The organism is Nonomuraea sp. NPDC049709 (genome assembly GCF_040674815.1).
GTDB lineage: Bacteria > Actinomycetota > Actinomycetes > Streptosporangiales > Streptosporangiaceae > Nonomuraea.
Genome location: NZ_JBFANM010000006.1, coordinates 22,951 through 42,404, shown reverse-complemented (window position 1 = coordinate 42,404; position 19,454 = coordinate 22,951). Strand labels below are relative to the sequence as shown.

General features: G+C 73.2%; 12 protein-coding genes. 11 read left to right on the top strand and 1 reads right to left on the bottom strand.

Annotated features, from left to right (window positions below):
• The first annotated feature begins 64 nt into the window (after window positions 1-64).
• The 10 genes from AB0J69_RS07535 (at window position 65) to AB0J69_RS07490 (ending at window position 16,715) form a co-directional block, all read left to right on the top strand.
• A complete protein-coding gene (locus AB0J69_RS07535) occupies window positions 65-1,261 on the top strand; it encodes a cytochrome P450 (RefSeq protein WP_364113945.1) in 1,197 nt (398 codons plus the stop codon).
• A complete protein-coding gene (locus AB0J69_RS07530; protein ID WP_364113943.1) occupies window positions 1,255-1,911 on the top strand; it encodes a TetR family transcriptional regulator in 657 nt (218 codons plus the stop codon). The genes AB0J69_RS07535 and AB0J69_RS07530 overlap by 7 nt, the downstream gene beginning before the upstream one ends.
• Window positions 1,912-2,066: 155 nt before the next feature.
• Complete coding sequence (locus AB0J69_RS07525) at window positions 2,067-2,708, top strand: YoaK family protein (protein WP_364113941.1); 642 nt, start codon at window positions 2,067-2,069, stop codon at window positions 2,706-2,708.
• Window positions 2,709-2,776: 68 nt separating this feature from the next.
• A complete protein-coding gene (locus AB0J69_RS07520) occupies window positions 2,777-5,434 on the top strand; it encodes a hypothetical protein (protein WP_364113939.1) in 2,658 nt (885 codons plus the stop codon).
• A 410-nt stretch (window positions 5,435-5,844) separates the two neighbouring features.
• A complete protein-coding gene (locus tag AB0J69_RS07515) occupies window positions 5,845-8,076 on the top strand; it encodes a vWA domain-containing protein (protein ID WP_364113937.1) in 2,232 nt (743 codons plus the stop codon).
• 7 nt (window positions 8,077-8,083) lie between these two features.
• Window positions 8,084-11,206 carry a tubulin-like doman-containing protein gene (locus AB0J69_RS07510; RefSeq protein ID WP_364113935.1) on the top strand — a complete coding sequence of 1,041 codons (3,123 nt, stop codon included), beginning with the start codon at window positions 8,084-8,086 and terminating at the stop codon, window positions 11,204-11,206.
• Window positions 11,207-11,208: 2 nt separating this feature from the next.
• Entirely contained in the window at window positions 11,209-13,044 is a 1,836-nt protein-coding gene (locus AB0J69_RS07505) for a hypothetical protein (protein WP_364113933.1), read from the top strand.
• Complete coding sequence (locus AB0J69_RS07500; protein ID WP_364113931.1) at window positions 13,034-14,029, top strand: hypothetical protein; 996 nt, start codon at window positions 13,034-13,036, stop codon at window positions 14,027-14,029. Before AB0J69_RS07505 ends, AB0J69_RS07500 begins: the two co-directional genes overlap by 11 nt.
• Entirely contained in the window at window positions 14,026-15,030 is a 1,005-nt protein-coding gene (locus tag AB0J69_RS07495; protein ID WP_364113929.1) for a hypothetical protein, read from the top strand. The genes AB0J69_RS07500 and AB0J69_RS07495 overlap by 4 nt, the downstream gene beginning before the upstream one ends.
• Window positions 15,030-16,715, top strand: coding sequence for a hypothetical protein (locus tag AB0J69_RS07490; protein WP_364113927.1), 1,686 nt, complete (start codon window positions 15,030-15,032; stop codon window positions 16,713-16,715). Before AB0J69_RS07495 ends, AB0J69_RS07490 begins: the two co-directional genes overlap by 1 nt.
• Here the strand turns inward: AB0J69_RS07490 and AB0J69_RS07485 are convergent.
• Window positions 16,702-17,892, bottom strand: coding sequence for an aminotransferase class I/II-fold pyridoxal phosphate-dependent enzyme (locus AB0J69_RS07485; protein WP_364113925.1), 1,191 nt, complete (start codon window positions 17,890-17,892; stop codon window positions 16,702-16,704). The two genes, AB0J69_RS07490 and AB0J69_RS07485, sit on opposite strands and share 14 nt — an antisense overlap.
• A 172-nt stretch (window positions 17,893-18,064) precedes the next feature.
• On the opposite strand from AB0J69_RS07485, the gene AB0J69_RS07480 reads away from it, so the two are divergent.
• The gene (locus AB0J69_RS07480; RefSeq protein ID WP_364113923.1) at window positions 18,065-19,240 is read left to right on the top strand and encodes an acyl-CoA dehydrogenase family protein; all 1,176 of its coding nucleotides are present in this window, start codon (window positions 18,065-18,067) and stop codon (window positions 19,238-19,240) included.
• The last annotated feature ends 214 nt before the right edge of the window (window positions 19,241-19,454 follow it).

Here is a 19,454-nt window from a genome sequence, read left to right as displayed (position 1 = left end):
CTTGACTTAAATGGATGACCTGACTTCAATGTCGTCCAGCCACCGCGCAGAGGGAGAACGAATCGTGACCGAGGCACCCGAGTACCCCTTCCGCAACCCCAGCGCGCTGGAACCGCCTCCGGAGTGGGCCGAGCTCCGGGAGGGCTGCCCGGTGGCGACGATCCGGCTGGCCAGCGGCGACGAGGCGCTGCTGCTCACCCGGTACGACGACGTGCGGCAGGTCCTGTCCGACCCGCGCTTCACCCGCCAGCTCGACGCCGAGGACGCCGCGCGGGTGACCGCCAACGAGTCCGGCGGCGTGTTCGGCAGCGGCGGCAGCAGCATGAGCGGCGACGAGCACCGGGCGTGGCGGCAGCTCGTGGGCAAGGCGTTCACCGCCAAGCGGGTCACCGCGATGCAGCCCAGGATCCAGGCCATGGCCGAGCACCTGGTCGAGGAGATGGTCGCCCAGGGAGCGCCGGCCGACCTGGTGAGCGCGGTCGGCTTCCCGCTGCCGGTGTGGGCGATCTGCGACCTGCTCGGGGTGCCCGACTCCGACCGCGACAGGTTCGCGTACTGGTCGGACACCATGCTCAGCATGACGAAGTTCGGCCAGGAGGAGATCGACGCCGCGCAGGCCGAGTTCGACGCGTACCTGGTCGCGCTGACCGAGGCCAAGCAGGCCGAGCCGGGCGACGACCTGGTCAGCGAGCTGCTGTCGATGGTGGCGGGGCTGGACGGGCGGCTGACCGAGCAGCTGGTGCTGGGCACGGCCAAGGGGCTGCTGGTGGCCGGGCACGAGACCACCGCGAACATGATCGGGAAGATGGTCTCCATGCTGCTGGCCGACCGCGGCCGCTGGGAGGCGCTGCTGGCCGACCCGAAACTCGTCCGCCCGGCGGTGGAGGAGGTCCTGCGCTTCGACGCCAACCCCGGCTTCGGCATGCCGCGCTACCTCAGCGAGGAGGTCGAGGTGGCGGGCGAGCCGCTGCCGAAGGGCACCACCGTGATCTGCAGCATGGCCGCGGCCAACCGGGACGAGCGGCAGTTCGAGCGGGCCGGCGAGATGCGGCTGGACCGCTCGCCGAACCCGCACGTGGCCTTCGGCGTGGGCCCGCATTCGTGCATCGGGCAGTCGCTGGCCCGTACCGAGCTGCAGACCGTGCTCAAGGTGCTGCTCGACCGGCTGCCCACGCTGGAGCTGGCCGTCCCGGTCGCCGAGCTCAGGCGCCGCGAGGGCCTGGTCGTCGGCGGCCTGGAGCGCGTGCCGGTGCGGTGGTGACGGTGGCCGGCCGGACCGAGCGGGCCCAGGAGACCCGCGAGGCCATCCTCGACGCCGCCGAGCGGCTGTTCGCCGAGCACGGGGTCGGCGAAGTGTCCAACCGGCAGATCGGCGAGGCGGCCGGGCAGGCGAACAACTTCGCCGTCGGCTACCACTTCGGCACCAAGGCCGACCTGGTACGCGCCATCGTGCGCCGCTACACCACCGAGACCGAGCAGCGGCGGCTGCGCATGCTGGCGGAGATGGGCGACGCGACCGACCTGCGCGCGTGGGTCTCCTGCCTCGTCCGCCCCGCCACCGACCACCTCGACGCGCTGGGCGTGCCGAGCTGGCGGGCCCGGTGCCTGGCCCAGGTCAACACCGTCCCGGCACTGCGCCAGATCGTCATCGACGAGTCCGTGGCGACGCCCTCGATGCGGCGCTCCCTGGAAGGCATGTTCCGGCTGCTGCCTGGCCTGCCGGAGGAGGTGCACGCCGAGCGGAGCGACATGAGCCGCCTGCTCGTCGTGCACATCCTGGCCGAGCGCGAGCGGGCCCTGCAGGAGGGCGGCCCCACGGCGCGTACGAGCTGGGAGGCCACCGCCCTCGGCCTCATCGATGCCCTGGCCGGCCTCTGGCTGGCTCCTGTCACCACGAGATCGGAGACCTGATGCGCGGCCGCCGGCGGCACGGCCATGGCGGTCGCGTTCGACCTGGCCGACGAGGGGTCGGTGCGGGCGCTGTTCGAGCGGGCGGTGGCTCCCCGCGCGGCTGAGTCCCAGCGCGCCTTCCCCAGGAGGCGGGCGGCGCGGCGGAGCATGGAAGGATGTCGTCCGGCACCTCCGGCACCCGCCTGCCCGTCCTCAGCCTGGCGCTGACCTCGGGCGCCGTCGACGGCTTCACCTTCCTCGCCCTGGGCCAGGTCTTCACCTCCAACATGACCGGCAATCTGGTCCTGCTCGGCCTGTCGGCGGGGCACGGCCGCCTGTCCGAGGCGGTGGGCTCGCTGGTGGCGCTGGTCGCCTTCATCTGCGGCCTGGTCGTCGCCTTCCGGTTCATCGGCCCGGCCACGGGCTGGGCCGCCCGTACCAAGCTGGCCGTGGGCGCGGAGCTGTGCCTGCTGGCCGTGCTGGCGGCCGGCTGGGTGGCGTCCTGGCCGCAGCTGCCGCTGGTCGCGATCGCCGCCGTGGCCATGGGCGGGCAGAGCGCGGTGACCCACCGGCTGCGTACGTTCGTCGGCTCGACCACGTTCATCACCGGCGCGCTGACCGTCGCCATCTCCCGTCACCTCGCCCCCGGCACCGGCCCGCCGCACCTGTTCGAGCTGGCGGCCGTGCTGCTCACCCTGGCGCTCGGCGCGGCCGCCGCCGCGTTGTGCGTGCACCTGCTGCCCGTGGCGGCTCCCCTGGTGGCGGTGCTGGGCGCGGCGGTCACCGTGGTCTCCAGCCTGTTCGTCAGAGGCCGATGAGCGTCCACATCCGGACGTCACCGTGCGGTGAGCAGGCACGGGCGGGGAAGGGGGAGCATGCTGCCCCCATGGATGCCGAACGGGAACGACTAGCGCAGTCGGCCGCTCCGGACGCGCCCTGGCGCCGGTGGGGGCCGTACCTGAGTGAGCGGCAGTGGGGGACGGTCCGCGAGGACTACAGCGTGACGGGCGAGGCGTGGGACTACTTCCCGCACGACCACGCCCGCTCGCGGGCCTACCGGTGGGGCGAGGACGGCCTCGGCGGCGTCAGCGACGACAAGCAGCGGCTCTGCCTGTCGCCGGCGCTGTGGAACGGCCGGGACCCGATCCTCAAGGAGCGTCCGTTCGGGCTCACGAACGGCGAGGGCAACCACGGCGAGGACGTGAAGGACTACTACTTCTACCTCGACAGCACCCCGACCCACTCGTACATGCGATACCTCTACAAATACCCACAGGCCGCCTTCCCCTACAACGACCTGGTCGCCACCAACGCCGCCAGGGGCGGGCACAACTACGAGTACGAGCTGCTCGACACGGGCGTCTTCGCGGGCGATCGCTATTTCGACGTCTTCGTCGAGTACGCCAAGGCCGCCCCCGACGACCTGCTCATGCTCGTCACCGTGGCCAACCGGGGCCCGGAGGCGGCCACGCTGCATGTCCTGCCGACCTTGTGGTTCCGCAACACCTGGTCGTGGGGCGGCGGCACGGCGAAGCCGGCGATGCGGGCCACCGGGCCCGGCGTGGTCCAGGCCGACCACCGGGAGCTGGGGACGTACCGGCTCCACTGCGCGGCGGACGTCCCGCTGCTGTTCACCGAGAACGAGACGAACAAGGAGCGCCTGTTCGGCGGCCGCAACGCCACCCCGTACGTCAAGGACGGCATCGGCCGTCACGTCGTGAACGGCGAGGGCGGCGCGGTGAACCCGGACCGGGCCGGGACCAAGGCCGCCGCGCACCACACGCTGACGGCGCCGGCCGGCGGGGAGGCGACCGTACGCGTCCGGCTCGCGGCAGGGGACGTGCCGGACCCGCTCGGGCCCGGCTTCGACGAGGTGATCGCGGCGCGGCGGGCCGAGGCGGAAGCCTTCTACGCCGCGCTCGCCCCGCGGGACACCGGCCAGGACGCGGCGCTGGTGCTCCGGCAGGCGCTGTCCGGCCTGCTGTGGAGCAAGCAGTACTACTGCTTCGACGTCGAGACCTGGCTGGCCGAGCACGGCGCCGACCCGTGGAACCGCACCGGGCAGCGCAACCACGCCTGGTACGACCTGAGTGCCGACGACATCCTGGTCATGCCGGACAAGTGGGAATATCCGTGGTTCGCCGCCTGGGATCAGGCCTTCCACGCGGTCGCGCTCGCCATGGTGGACGTCGACCTGGCCAAGCACCAGGTCGAGGTGCTGCTCGGCGACAGATACCTGCACGCGAGCGGCCAGGTGCCGGCGTACGAGTGGGCGTTCGGCGACGTCAACCCGCCCGTGCAGGCGTGGGCCGCGCGCTTCATCAACAGCATGGACCGCCGGCTCGACGGCCACAGCGACCCCGACTTCCTGGAGCGGGTGTTCCAGAAGCTGCTGCTGAACTTCACCTGGTGGGTCAACCGCAAGGACCCCGACGGCCGCAACGTGTTCCAGGGCGGCTTCCTCGGCCTGGACAACATCGGCGTGTTCGACCGCAGCGCCGCGCTGCCCACCGGCGGGTCGCTCGACCAGGCCGACGGCACCGCGTGGATGGCGTTCTACACGCAGACGATGTTGCAGATGGCCGCCGAGCTGTCCGACCGGGCGCCCGCGTACGAGGATCTCGCCGTGCGCTTCGCCCAGCACTTCCTGCGCATCTCCGCCTCGACCGACCGGATCGGCGAGGTGAAGGAGGAGATGTGGGACGAGGCGGACGGGTTCTTCTACGACGTGCTGCGGCTGCCGGACGGCGAGGCCACCCGGCTCAGGGTGCGCTCCCTGGTGGGGCTGCTGCCGCTGTGCGCCACCACCGTCTTCACGCCGCGGCCCGACGAGCGGGACGCCCGGCTGTACAACCGGATCAGGGAGTTCGCCCGCAGGCATCCGTCGGTGGCCGAGGGCATGTCGGCCGCCGACCGGCCGGGGGTGGGCGGGCAGCGGATGCTGTCCCTGCTGGACGAGCGGAAGCTGCGGCGGGTGCTGGCCCGGATGCTCGACGAGAAGGAGTTCCTGAGCCCGTACGGGATCCGGTCGCTGTCGCGCCACCACGCCGAGCATCCGTACTCGTTCCGGGTGGCGGGGCGCGAGTACCGCGTGGCGTACCTGCCGGCCGAGTCCGACAGCCGGATGTTCGGCGGCAACTCCAACTGGCGGGGGCCGGTGTGGTTCCCGGTCAACGCGCTGATCATCCGGGCGCTGCTGCACCTGTACGCCTTCTACGGCGACGACTTCACCGTCGAGTGCCCGACGGGCTCGGGCAACCGGATGACGCTGTACGAGGTCGGCCAGGAGATCTCCGACCGGCTCGTCCGGCTGTTCCTGCGCGGCCCCGACGGGCGGCGGCCGGTGTACGGAGGGCAGCGGATCTTCCAGGAGGACCCGCACTGGCGCGACCTCATCCAGTTCCACGAGTACTTCCACGGCGACGACGGCGCCGGGCTGGGCGCCGGGCACCAGACCGGGTGGACCGCGCTCGTGGCCGTCCTCATGATCATCTACGGCCGGCTCTCCCCCGCCGACTTCCGGCCCGAGGAGCACCTCGGCTGAGCATCCCCGGCCCCGGCGGACGATCCTCCGGGGCCGGGGACGACATTTACTGCCGCCTTTACACCGACGGATTCGCCTTTTTCGACATTGGCACCGCTTCGGCGTGTGGTTCCCGGCCTGGTCACCCTCGTCGGAAGGAGTCGGCCCCGGAGCGCACCGCGATCCAGATCGGGCCGCACCGAGCCGGGCGATCTGGCCGCCAACTTTCCTCCGTTACCAACCAGCCTGTTATCCAGGCGTCTCTCTGCGTCACATCCGCGCGTCTCCCTTTAGGATCGCGATATGCGTTGCATCCGTGTCCAATTTCGGACATGCTCAAATTGGCGGTCGTTACGTCCATAACTACGGCAGAAACTTCTCGGGGCCTTTCTCCGTTCAGCGGTTAGGAAAAACGGCAACTGTGAGGAAATGTGCGCGTCACTTCATCCTTCACGTCCCTTTTCGCGCTGACCGTGACCGCTGCTGTGGTGCTTTTCCCGACGGCCGCGCAGGCCGGCCTGCCCCGCCGGGCGCCGTCCGACGTCAAGCCGGTCCGCGTCGTCATCCTGGTCGACGAGTCGGGCAGCCTGAGCGGCCAGGACGTCGCCCGTGAGCGGGCCGCCGCGCAGCTCATCGCCCTCAGCGAGCTCTCGCCGCAGTCGCAGGTGTCCGTGGTGGGCTTCGGCAGCTCCAACGGTCCCGGCCAGTCGGCCGTGGACATCGTCTGCCCGCTGACGGGGGTGGAGACGGCACAGGACCGCGAGTCGCTGAGCCGGTGCGTGGAGCGGCTGCACCGCCGCGGCACCGAGGAGGGCAACGACACCGACCACGCCGCCGCCCTCGAGCAGGCGCTCGACATCATGAACAAGCCCGACGACCAGCAGCGCGCGAAGATCGTGTTCCTGCTGACCGACGGCGTCCTCGACGTCGGGAACAGCCCGCAGTACGGCGCCGACGCCCAGGCCCGCAACCGCAACGCCCAGGCGCAGATCGGCAGCGGCCTGAAGGACGCCGAGCGGGCGCGGGTGCAGATCTGGCCGCTCGGCTTCGGCTCCGCCGACAAGACCAGCCTCGACGCCTTCGCCACCGGCGGCTGGCGGCAGCCCTGCGGCGGCCAGGAGTCGGCCACCCCGCGGGCGCGGGTGGTCGCGAACTCCGCCGACGTCGAGCGCTCCCTGCTGGAGGCGTTCGCCTACGCCAGGTGCGCGGGCATCGAGGAGTCGGTGACCGATTCACTCGACGCGGGCGCCACTGTCGATCTTCATGTCAACATCCCGATCATCGCGACCGACGGCTCGATCGTGGTGGTCAAGCGCGACCGGCGCATCCAGGTCACCTACTTCGACCCGGCCGGCGCGCAGGTGCCCAAGCAGGGCGAGCAGAACGACTCGACCTTCCAGGCCGCCGGCGAGTCCGGCCCGGTGGAGTCGCTGCGCATCCGCAACCCGCTGCCTGGCAAGTGGCGCATCCAGCTCAAGTCGCCGCCGGGCGTCCAGCGCCAGGACGTCAGCGCGACCGTCGTCTGGCAGGGCGCGCTGCGCGCCTCGATCTCCCTGAGCAACCCCCGCCCGCGCCCCGGCGAGCAGGTGGCCGTGCGGCTGCGGCTCCAGACCAGGACGGGCACGATCACCGACCCGGCGGCGCTGGAGGGGCTGCGCTTCACCGCCAGGATGTCCGGCGAGGGCTTCCAGGAGCTCCCGATCGACCTGAGTGACACGGGCGACGGCGCGGACCGGGGCGAGGGCGACGGCGAGTTCTCCGGCCAGGTCGCCATCCCCGCCTCGGCCACCGGCGCGCTGTCCTTCCTGGGCAGGGTGACCGGGCCCGGCGTGGCCGGTGACGAGCGCCCCTACGCGACCCGCGTCGCCGGGCCCGCCGACCGGCTCCGCGCACAGGTGCAGCTGGACGCGGCCACGGTGGAGCCGGGCGCGGAGGTCTCCGGCGCCGTACGCGTGACCAACGACGCCGGGCCGGCCCAGCTGGGGCTGCGGCTCGTCGACGTCCCGGGCACGGTGAGCCTGTCGGCCCAGCAGCTCCAGGCGCCGGCGGGGGCCTCCGAGCACGCCTTCGCGCTCCGGATCGGCGCGGGCGCGCCCGAGGGCCGGATCGGCGGCGTGGTCCAGGTCGTGGACGCGACCGGGCAGGTGGTGGCCGAGGAGTTCGTGGACGTGGACGTGCGGCCGCCCACCCCGCTGTGGCAGCGGCTGCTCCAGGCCCTGCTGATCCTGCTCGCGATCGTGGCGGTGGCGCTGCCGTTCCTGCTGGTCAGGAGGCGGGCGCGGCGCCGGGCGGCCGACCCCAGCGAGCTGACGCTGCACCTGTTCGACCGGCCCGGCGAGCCGTACATCAGCCGGCTGCAGGCGCCGCTCGGCGAGGGCCCCGAGTTCACCTTCGAGGTCAGTGGCGGCCGCCTGGTCCGCACGTACGGCACCGGCTACACCGTACGCCGGGGCGCCGGCCAGGCCGTCCTGGTCCGCGACCCGTCCGGGCAGGAGCTGGACCCGCTGCTCCCCGGGCGGCCGATCGCCCTGCCGGGCGGCCTGTACCTCGGCGTGGACGACGGGCGGGCGCGCGGCGCGGCCGCCGAGCAACCCGCGTACGGCGGGCGGGAGCCGTACCAGAGCAGGACCCACAGACCGATGCCGGGCGACGACCTGTTGTGAGGAGCGCATGAGGATCTTCGATCCGATGATGTTCGTAGGGCTCGGCGGCACCGGTTGCCGCGTGGGCGTGGAGCTGGAGCGCTGGCTGCGTGACGAGCTGTGCGGTCCCGACGGCATGGACCTGATCAGGAACTTCAGCTGGCAGAACTACCAGCCGTACGAGCTGCCCTCCTGCCTGCAGTTCGTCTACGTGGACCTCAACGAGGCCGAGCTCAACCGCACGCGTCGCCGGGTGGTGCCGACGGAGAAGGAGTTCCCGGCGGCGAGCCGGACCGCCCACCTGATCCACGACGTGGTGCCGAAGTTCGACTCCTACCCGGAGGTGGCCCGCAGCCTGCGGGCCACGCTGGGTGACCACGTCAAGGACTGGCTGCCGCCACGCGAGCAGGAACCGCTGGTCGCGCCGCTCATGCGGGGCGCCGGGCAGCTGCCCACGGTGGCCAGGGCGGCGCTGTTCGAGCGGATGCGCCACGGCATCGGGCCGGTGGTGCAGGGCATCGACGACGCCATCGGCGCGATCAGCAACTCCGGCAGCGAGCTGGCCGCGCTGGGCGGCCGGTTGCGGCGCAGCTGCGACGTCTTCGTGGCCTTCTCGGTGGCGGGCGGCACCGGCAGCGGCATCTTCTACGACTACCTGCATCTGATCGGCGACGCCTTCGCCCGCAACGGCATCCGGGCGCGGATCTACCCGCTGGTCGTCATGCCGTCGGCGTTCGCCGAGGGCAAGGGCGGCGGCCGCCGCGCCCGGCTGAACGCCGGCTCCAGCCTGCTCGACCTGTTCCGGCTGGTCGACGACCAGAACGCGCCGGCCGCGGGCACGCAGGTCGACGAGCAGGGCATCGTCGGCGAGCTCGGCGTGCGCTACCCGGCCAGGGGCGAGGTCCGCCTGGCCACCGGCACCGTACAGACCGCGTTCCTGTTCACGATGCCGCCCGGCGTCGAGCGGGACGACCTGCACCGCTCGATCGCCTCGCTGATCGTCTCGCTGGCCGGCACCCAGCCGCGCACCTCGGGCGAGGCGGCCGGCGGCATGGAGGATCGCGGGGAGTCCTCGTTCGCCGACGACTTCATCAACCGGGCCGTGGAGCGCGAGGTTGCGGCGGCCTCCGGGATCGGCAACCGGGGCGTCTCGACGGCGTTCGTGTCGTCCATGACCGTGCCCGTGGAGGAGCTGGCCGACCTGGTCAGCTCGCGGCTGCTGGCCCGCGCGGTGACGCAGCTCGAAGCCGTGCCGCCGGGCGCCGCCGAGAGCAACGTCGACGAGATCCGGCGCATGTTCACCACCACCAACCTCGAACCGCTCAACACCCGCGAGCCGCTGCCGCTGCCCGAGGCCCGCACCGCGACCGGCGCGGCCGACATCCTGAAGTCGCTGGCCAATCGGATGCGCGCGATGGAGGACAACCTCGCCTCGCTGGAGCGGCAGCTCACCCGCAGCGTGCCGGCCATGGCGCAGGAGATGGACGTGCGGCGCGGCGCGCTCGAAGGGCTCGGCCAGGTGGACCCGTTCCGGCTGCGGCGGGTGGTGGTCGGCCTGCCGGGCGACGTGCACGAGGCCGACCGGCTGGGCTTCGCCGGGCTGCTCGACCACCGCAGGGCGCAGCCGCGCAAGCCGTACGACAACATGAACGAGGCTCCCCCGCAGCCCCGGCCGATGCGTGACCGGGTGTTCCGCAAGGTGCAGTGGGCCGACCCCGCCGTCCAGGCGTCGCTGGCCGACCAGGAGGCCTGGTACCTGTGGCGCAGCCAGTCGCTCTGGCACAGGGCGTGGGCCGACCAGATGCCCCGCTGGGAGCCGCGCCGCAAGCAGCTCATCCGCGAGGTGCGCGAGTTCACCCAGGTCTTCGCCGAGCACGCCGAGGCCGACCCCGAGCGGTTCGCGCGCCGGGCGGGCGAGCTCTACGAGACCCGCGTGGGCGTCTACCACCTGCTGCCGCCCACCGGGGCGGACGCCTTCTACGACGCGGTCGTGCGCCGCTTCGTCGACGTCTTCGTCGCCCGGCAGCTGCTCCGCCCGACCGACAGGGAGGCCGGCGTGGTCAACGCGCTGGTCGGCCCGGACGGCTGGCGGCACGCGTACGACCTGGCCTGGCGCACGGGCAAGCCGGCCGAGGCGCTCAACTGGGTGCGGGAGCGGCTCAAGCTGGAGGTGAAGAAGCTCTTCAAGGACCAGGACGAGGCCGCCGCGCTGGGCGAGCGGCCGCTGCTGCCCTCGCTGGCCGACATCCTGGCCCAGTCTGCCTCTGGGGGCGCCTCGGGCGGCGACGACCCGCACGTGCGGCAGTTCCAGCTCAAGCTGGCCGACCTGGTGCCGGGCGGCTTCACCCCCGACGGCACGGGCGACCTGAAGGTGCTGGTCTCCTACCCGGCGCCGGCCAAGGACCCCGACCTGGAGCGCTTCCTGAAGGACCGGATCGACCTGCCGGGCGTGCCCGACTTCCGCAACATCGACGCGGACTCGGTGACCGTCGTGCAGCTGCGCACCTCGATGAGCGTCACCCAGGTCCGCGAGCTGCGCGAGGTGCTGGCCAGCTGGGCCGACGCGCTGCACGGCGAGCGGCCGCAGGACCACCTGAAGTGGCGCCAGCGGCTCGGCTACGACTTCGGCTACCTGGCCACGACCGAGGAGCACCGGGTCCGCATCCTGCACCGGCTGCTCTGCCTGCTGTGGAACGGGCGGGTCAGCGTGGTGGAGGGCGAGCCGAGCTCGCCGTCGCGGATCCGGATCGACGTCGAGGGCGGCTCGATGACGCTACCGCTGACCGGGTACGGCAAGGCGTCCTCGTGGCCGAGCATGCTGCGCGCCTACGAGCAGTGGGTGATCGGCGGCGACGAGGAGTTCCGCAGCCTGGTCAGCGAGCAGCTGATGAACGCCACCCCGGCGGGCCTGGCGGGCACCCTCAGCGTGCCGGACCCGCTCTACCACCAGGTCACCTGCATGGCCGCCGACCAGCTCGGCCTGCTGGAGATCATGGCGCCCAAGCTGCCCTCCGGCGCGCGCAACCGGGCCGACCAGCTCGTCGCCTTCTGGGCGCACACCCTGCCCGCCGCGCTGGACCTGCCCTTCGAGCGGGTCGCCGAGGCGGTCGCCTACAACCTGCGCGACCTGGACGCGCTCGTCGGGGAGTGACCATGGTCGTGGTGCTCGACCTGCGCGAGGGTGAGCCGGCCCGGCTCGGCCCCCGGGTGCTGGTGGTGGCCGACACCGAGCGCCTGGCGAACGGGCAGCAGGCCCTGCAGCAGGTGTTCAGCTCGCGCCTGGTCAGGTCGGTGCTCGTGGTCGCGCTGGGGCCGGAGCTGCGCCTGCCCCCGGCGCTCGACGGGGAGAGCCGCAGGGTGCTGTGGGTGGGCGACCCCTGCGGCATCCTCTGGGACGCCGACACCGGCGAGGCCGCGCACGGGCCGGGGGTGAGCTCGGAGTCCATCCTGATCGACCTGCTCAGCCAGCCGGAGGTCTTCGACGAGGTGGTCAACAGCCTGGGCGACATCCCGTACGGCACCGCCTCGCCCGGCTGGCGCATCGTGGCCGGCCGGATCGACCCCGAGGTGCTCGCCCAGGCCTTCCAGGAGGTGGCCGAGCGCTTCGACGGGCCCGTCCAGCAGGACACCGCCACCTTCAGCTCGCCGCTGGCCACCGCGCTGCCGGTGCTCAGCGGCACCGTGGACCTGCCCGCCGACCTCCTCGACGCGCTGATCGAGGACGGCCCGCTGGACCGGCTGCACCGCCGGGCCGCCGAGCAGCTCGACCGGGCCGCCCGCGCCCTGGACGACCTGGGCTACTTCCACGCCGCCCCGGTCCGGAACACGATCGCCGACGAGGTGATCGCGGCGGGCAAGGCGCTGGCCGAGTTCCGCGACACCGTGGCGCGGCTGTTCTCCGAGATCGACCACGCCGACGAGGACACCGCCGAGACGCTGGCCGCGAACGGGGTCAAGTTCGCCACCCCCGCGCTCATGGGGCACGCCGAGATCGTCGGCGAGCTGCGCGCCGACGTCGAGGCGGCCCTGGCCGAGCGCAAGAGCCTGGCGCGGCTGGCCTCGCGGCTGCGCCTGCTGGCCGACCACAGCGCGCCCATCGGCAGCGCCGCCTTCGTCGGCGACCTCTGGCGGATCTGCCCCGACGAGCTGCTCAACGCGCTGCACGCGCCCGCCGAGTTCCCTCCCGGGCTGCTCGACCGCTTCGTCTTCTGGCGGCGCTCGCGGGCGTGGTGGCGCGAACAGCTCTCGCTCGGCCCGGCCAGGACCGCGCTCGACGAGCTGCGCGCGCGGCTGGAACGGGTCGCGGCCAGCGAGTGGACGCTCGGCGCGGCGCGCACGCACACCTCCGACGCCGCCCGCACGCTGGCGGCCGCGCTGGGCGAGGTCTGCGCGCAGGTGGCCGGCACGCTTCGGGACTGGAGCAGGGCCGAGGCCGGCCAGGCCGCCGCCGCCCCGGCGCTGGACGAGGAGGTCACCGTACGCCTGCGCGACCGCGGCGGCCAGCTGCGCGAGGTCATCACCGGCGACCTGCTCGACGCGGTGACGGGCTGGCTGGAGCCCGGCTGGGTCTCCCTCGAGCACGGCGGCTACCGGGACGTTCAGACGGGGCTGGAACGCCGGGTGGACGAGACGCTCCGGCAGTACCGCTACCACCTGGCCCACCGGGGCGTGCAGGAACAGCCCGACTTCGGCACCGGCGACACCGGCCGCCAGGAGCTCGTGGACGCGGTGTGGCGGCAGTCCCAGCAGGTCGTGCGGGCTCTGAGCGCCCAGGCGGGCGGGCAGATGTTGCAGCTGTGCGGCGACCGGGACCTGTCGGTGCTGCTGCGGCAGGCGTACGCGGTCCGGTTCGCGCCCAGGGCCGTACGGGGACAGGGCAACCCGCCCGGCGTGGTGTGGACCCGGTCGGGACAGTACGCCGGGACCCTGCGCCTGGTGCCGCTTCGCCCCGGAACGGTGGAGGAGAACTGGAGTGGGGATGGAACCTGAGCCGCTGACCTTCACCTCCCCCGAGGGCGACCCGGTGACCTGGGAGGTGGAGGCGGAGCCGTGGCACGACCCCTTCGAGCGCCGGCTGACCCTCGTCGTGCAGGGCACCAGGCTCGTGCAGCGGCGGGTCCCCCGCGCCGAGGGCCGCGACCGCGAATACCTCTACGACCTCCTGGAGAACGAGGCCCGCATGGGCGCCCGGCTGCTCACCCGGCTGAGCCGGGCCTACCCCGTCGAGCTGCCCCGGCTGATGGGCTACAGCCTCGACGAGGAGGAGCCGTTCGTGCTGCTGTCCGACCGGCGGGGCGAGCCGGTCACCCGCAGGTCCGGCGCGCTGCTGATCGCCGAGCAGCGGGCCCTGCAGGCGAGCCTCTTCCGCGCGGTGCGCATCCTGTCGGCCTGCGGGATCGTGCACCGGCGCATCGAGCCGGAGACCGTGCGCTGGGACGGCTCCCACGTGCAGCTCACCGACCTCAGCCGGGCCACGCTGATCGGCAGCCGGCGGCTGCGGCTGGGCGAGGCGCCCTACGCCTGCCCGGCGCAGCGCACGGGCACGGGCCTGGCCGCCACCGCCGACGACCTGTGGAGCGCGGGCATGGTGATCTACCGTACGGTCACCGGCCGCGACATCGCCGACCTGCCCGACCTCACCGCCGCCCCGGCGCTGCAGCCCATCCACGACGTGTTCTCCGGCGAGCCCCCGTCGGCGCGGGAGGTGCTGGCCCGGCTGCGCGTGCCGGACCCCATGCAGGCCGTCCCCGTCGAGCAGGACCTCGGGCTGGAGGAGGGGCGCGCCGCCTTCGACCGGGCGCGGGAGGCCAGGACCGAGGCGGTCCCCGCGGGATCCGCCACCGAGGAGCCCGCGACCCGGGTCCATCCGGTGCCCGAGCCGCCGGAGGAGGCGCCGCGCCCCTGGTGGACCCGCTGGCTCCCGCTGGCCGTGCTGCTCGTCCTGCTCGTCGTCCTCTGGTTGGTGACCCGGTGATCCTCTGCCCGATCTGCCTGCACGAGTTCGCCTGGAGCGAGGACGAGCTCTACGAACGCACCCCGGCCGGTCAGTACCGGCCGCTGTCCCTGGACGACGTGACCGGGGCCCGCCGCGAGGACCTCCTGCGTGCCGCCCACGTGCGCTGCCCGGCCCCGGTGGCCGACGCGAGCCAGGAGCACCACCTGCCCTACACCTACGTACGGCACGGGCGGCCGCTGGTGATCGGCCTGGTCGGCGGGCCGGAGACGGGCAAGACGCACCTGCTGGCCGCCATGATCGGGGCCATCGAGCAGGGCGGGCTGCGGCCGTACGGGCTGACCACGGACGCGGTGGACATCGAGCGGCACGCCGAGTACGTCGACACGTACGTGCATCCGCTGATGGTGGAGCGGGTCGCCCTGTCGCGCACCACCCACCGGGCCACCGCCGAACCGGCCGACGCGCTGCTGGTCAACGACGGGCGGCACACCACCGCGGTGGCCTTCTTCGACATCGCCGGCGAGCTGCTGCGCAGCAGCACGCACGAGGCGACCAGGTTCGTGCCGGCCGTCGGCGGGCTGCTCTTCGTGATCGACGCCGACACCCGGCCGGCCAGGATGGGCGACGAGTCCTTCCGCGCCGTGCTCGACCGGCTGCCCAAGACCGGCGGGCGGCTGGACATCCCCGCCGCCATCGCGGTCACCAAGAGCGACGCCGTGCGCTTCCAGGCGCCGGTCGACACGTGGCTGTACGGCGAGCCCGACCGGCTGGACCCGGAGGCGGTGCTGGAGGAGAGCCGCGACGTCTACGCCTTCCTGCACCGGCGGGGGGCGCAGGCGTGGCTGAGCCCGTACGACAAGTGCCGCAAGTGCACCCTGCACTTCGTCTCGGCGACGGGCGCCACCGCCGCCGAGGGGCGCTTCCGGCGGGGGGTCCGGCCCCGGCGGGTCCTGGCGCCCCTGATCTCGCTCTTCGCCATGACCGGCGTGCTGCGCGGCTATCCGGAGGTGGGGCTGTGATGGGACGTTACGCCAGCGTCGACTGGATCCAGTTCGAGTGGGACGAGCGGCGTACCGGTCTCGGGCCCGTGCGCTCCTCGCTGGAGGACACCCGGGGCTGGTACCACCAGCTCGGGCCCTGGCTCGACCCCGGGCCGGCGGCGGGGGTGAGCGTCTGCCGGCTCCTGGTGGACGGGCGGGTGGTGGTGCTCGCGCGGACCCGGACCGGGGGTTCGGACAGCAGGCGGACCATCCGCGTCCAGGCGTACCTGGGCGGCTCCGCCGACCGGTCCCCCGCGATGCCGAACGTGCGCCAGGCGCTCGCCCTGGCCCCCGGCTGGGCCGAGCAGCTGCCCGCCGACGACCAGCCGCTCGACCTGGCCCGGCTGCTCGATTCCTACACCCGGTCCAGCACGGCCCTCGACCGGCGGGCGCGGGCCGGGGCCGGGACGCTCGCGCCGATCGTCGCGGAGGCGCTGCGCCGGCCCGGGAAGGAGCTGTCCGTGGCGTCCCGCGGGGACGCCGTCGCGCAGCTCTGGGGGCTGGTGGACATCCTGGACCTGGTGCTGGGGCGGCATCCGGAGACGTTCTCCACGTATGAGAGCGACGACCTGACGCAGGGGGCGGAGGTCATCTTCCTGCAGCAGTGGCCGGGGCCGTCGTCGCGGGCCTCGCACCGGGCGCGGGTGGACCTGCGGGCGCCGTACCAGGAGGACGAGTACGGGGAGATCGCGGCGCGGGTGGTGGACGCGTACGCGCGGGACGAGCTGGTGGAGCTGGTCAGGCGGCTGAGGTTCACGGACAGTACGCCGCCGGAGGAGCGGATCCGGCTCCTCGCGAGCACCCCGCCCGAGCCCGTGGGCTGGGCCGCCGCGCCGTCGGAGGATTCCTGGGCCCCGCGCCCGCCGGCCCGCGCGTCCGGCCAGGCCGGGCAGCCGTCGGTGGCGGGCGAGGCCGGGCAGCCGTCGGTGGCGCGCGCAGCGGGCGAGGCCGGGCAGGCGCCCGCCCCGGCCCCGCGCGCCGCGTCCGCCTCGCCGTATCCGGCGGCCCAGGCGTCGCAACCCGGGCCACCGCAGCCGCAGGAACCGCGGGCTCAGGCCGCGCGGACCCTGGCGGCCCGGGCGCAGGCGCAGTCGGGGGCCGGGGCGGGGCAAGCCGAACGAGGGCGTGCGCCCGGCGGGCGGGAGCCGCAGGCGGGGCGCCGGGAGCCGCGCGCCGGGGATCGAGAGCCGCGGGCCGGGGCGGCGCAGTCCTTCCCGCAGGAGAGCGGGCAGGGGGAGCCGCTCGCCGGCACGCCGGCCGCGCACGCGCAGGCGGCCGCTCCGGGTGCGCGGGCCGGGGGCGGTCCGCAGGGCGAGGGGGCCGCGCGGACCTACGCGATGCGGGACGTCTTCGAGGAGTTCCGGGCCGACCTGGCCGCCGCGACCAGCGCCAAGGAGGTGCAGGAGATCCTCAAGGACGTGCGGGCCTGGGCGGCCACGCGCCAGCCGTCCGAGGTGCGCTCCCGGCTGCCGGCCCTGGTCCCCGAGCTGGAGCGGGTGCTGCCGGACAGCCAGATCAACCCGGTCCTGCGCGACCTGCTGGACCCGGACGCCGCCCCCGCCACCCGGGACCGGTCCGGCCGGCTCGACCGCCGTTGGCTCGTCCTCGTCGTGGCGCTGTCGCTCATCATCGTCCTCCAGGTCGTCACGCTCATCCTCCGATGAGCCCCAGGCGGCGCCCGGCGGCGGCGAAGGCGGTGACGATCCGGTCGAGCTGGGCGTCCGTGTGCAGGGCCGTGGCGCTGACCCGGATCAGCGCCCGCCCGGCGGGCACGCTCGGCGGCACCATGGCCGTGGCGAAGACGCCCTCGTCGAACAGCTCGCGCCACAGGCGGCAGCACAGCAGGATGTCCCCGACGTGCACCGGGATGATGGTGGTCTCCGACGTGCCGGTCTCGAACCCGAGCCCCGACAGGTCCGCGCGGAGCCGGGCGGCGGCCACCAGCGCCCGGTGGCGGCGCTCCGGCTCGGTCTCGATGATGTCCAGCGCGGCCAGCGCCGCGGCGGTGCTCGCGGGTGACAGCGCCGCGGAGAAGACCATCGACCGGGCGTGGTGGCGCAGGTAGACGATGATCTGCCCGGGCCCGGCCACGGCGCCGCCAGTGGTGCCGAAGCATTTGGAGAAGGCCAGGGTGTGCAGGTCGACCGCGTCCTCCAGGCCGAAGTGCTCGGCGGCGCCGCGCCCGCCCGCGCCGAGCAGGCCGATGTCGTGGGCGCCGTCCAGGGCTAGGCGGACGCCGTGCCGGCGGGCGAGCCCGGCGATCCCGGGCAGGTCGCCGAGCGTGCCGGTGCTGGAGAACATGCCCTCGGTGAGGATCAGCCCGGCTCCCGAGGGGTCGCCGGACTCCAGCAGCCGGGCCAGGTGGTCGAGGTCGTTGTGCCGGTAGCGGCGCAGGCGGGCGCGCGAGAGCCGGACGGCGTCGAGGAGCGAGGCGTGGATGAGGTGGTCGGCCAGTACGGTGTCACGCGGCCCCACGAGCGCCCCGAGGGCGAGATTGGCGAGGAAGCCGGTCGGGGTCACCATGGCGGCCTCCTGCCCGAGGAACGCCGCGAGCCTGCCCTCCAGCTCCTCGTGCAGCGAGAGCGAGCCGTTGACCAGGCGCGAGCCCGACGTGCCGGTGCCCAGCCGCCGGACCGCCCGGCAGGCCGCGTCCTTCAGCCGGGGGTCGGTGGACAGGCCGAGGTAGTCGTTCGAACCGGCCGCCACCAGCACGCGCCCGTCGACGAGCACCTCGCCGGTCGCCAGCCGTTCCCGTACCGCGCGGTAGTAGGGGTAGGCGCCCATCTCGGTCACGGGCTCGAAGTCGTCGTGCAGCCGGCACCTGGCGAACGGGTCGAGCATCGCGCGTCACTGCCCTTCCGAGGGGTGGGTAAGGCGGGACATGTCCGGTGGAAACATCCCGCACCGCATCCTCACCCAGGACCCCGGCCGCCCGTGGCGCAACCGCGGTTCCCGCTGACGGCGCATCGTGCGGCGGCGTACGGGCAGGGGCGCTCCCATGGAGGCCGAACCCATGTCAGAGTTGCTGACCGGAGATTTCTACGAGTTCGAGAACCTGCTCACCGCCAAGGAGCGGCAGACCCTGCTGCGCGTGCGCGAGTTCCTCAAGGAGAAGGTCGTCCCCATCGCCAACGAGTGCTGGGCCCGCGCCGAGTTCCCCGTGGACCTGGTGAAGGGGTACGCCGAGCTGGGCATTGCCGGCCTGGCCTACCCCGAGTGCCCCGGCCCCAAGCCCAGCGGCCTGCTCAGCGGCTTCCTCGCGCTGGAGATGGCCCACGCCGACCCGTCGATGGCCACGTTCTTCGGCGTGCACACCGGGCTGGCCATGGGCAGCATCGCCGCCTGCGGCTCGGCCGGGCAGCGGGAGCGCTGGCTGCCCGGGATGAGCAGGATGGAGAAGATCGGCGCGTTCGCGCTGACCGAGCCGACCGGCGGGTCCGACGTGGCGGGCGGCCTGCGGACCACGGCCAGGCGCGAGGGCGACACGTGGGTGCTCGACGGCGCCAAGCGCTGGATCGGCAACGGCACCTTCGCCGACCTCATCGTCGTCTGGGCCAGGGACGTCGAGGACGAGCACGTCAAGGGATTCGTGGTGGAGAAGGGCACCCCCGGCTGCACGGCCACGAAGATGGAGAACAAGATGGCGTTGCGTACCGTGCAGAACGCCGACATCGTCCTGTCCGGCTGCCGCGTCCCCGAGACCGACCGGCTGCAGGGGGCGAACTCCTTCCGCGACACCGCCAGGATCCTGCGCAGGACCCGCAGCGGCGTCGCCTGGCAGGCGGTCGGCATCATGATCGCCGCTTACGAGATCGCCCTGCGCTACGCCAAGGAGCGCGAGCAGTTCGGCCGCCCCATCGGCAAGTTCCAGCTCGTGCAGGACTTGCTGGTCAGGATGCTCGGCAACGCCACCGCCTGCCTCGGCATGGTGGTACGCCTGGCGCAGCTCCAGGACGAGGGGATCTTCAGGGACGAGAACTCGGCGCTGGCCAAGGCGTACTGCACGACGCAGATGCGCCAGGTGGTCGGCTGGGCGCGCGAGCTGCTCGCCGGCAACGGCATCATCCTCGACTACGACATCGCCAGGTTCGTCGCGGACGCCGAGGCGATCTACTCCTACGAGGGCACCAGGGAGATCAACACTCTCATCGTCGGCCGCGCGATCACCGGTCTGAGCGCATTCGTCTGAGTTCGTCACTGTACGTGACCCGCCAACGATCACGGTCACGATCGGTGTGCTGACAAAGAGTCAACCCGCCATTCCGGGTGTTTCTTCGCATCCGTACCTTGAAGTACATCTGCCCCATCGGCATAGTGGACGGACCACAGGCGTAACCAGTCGTGGCTGGGCATCCTCGGGGGCCGGTAGCAAGTTCACGACTGCCCACAGAAAAGCACCACCA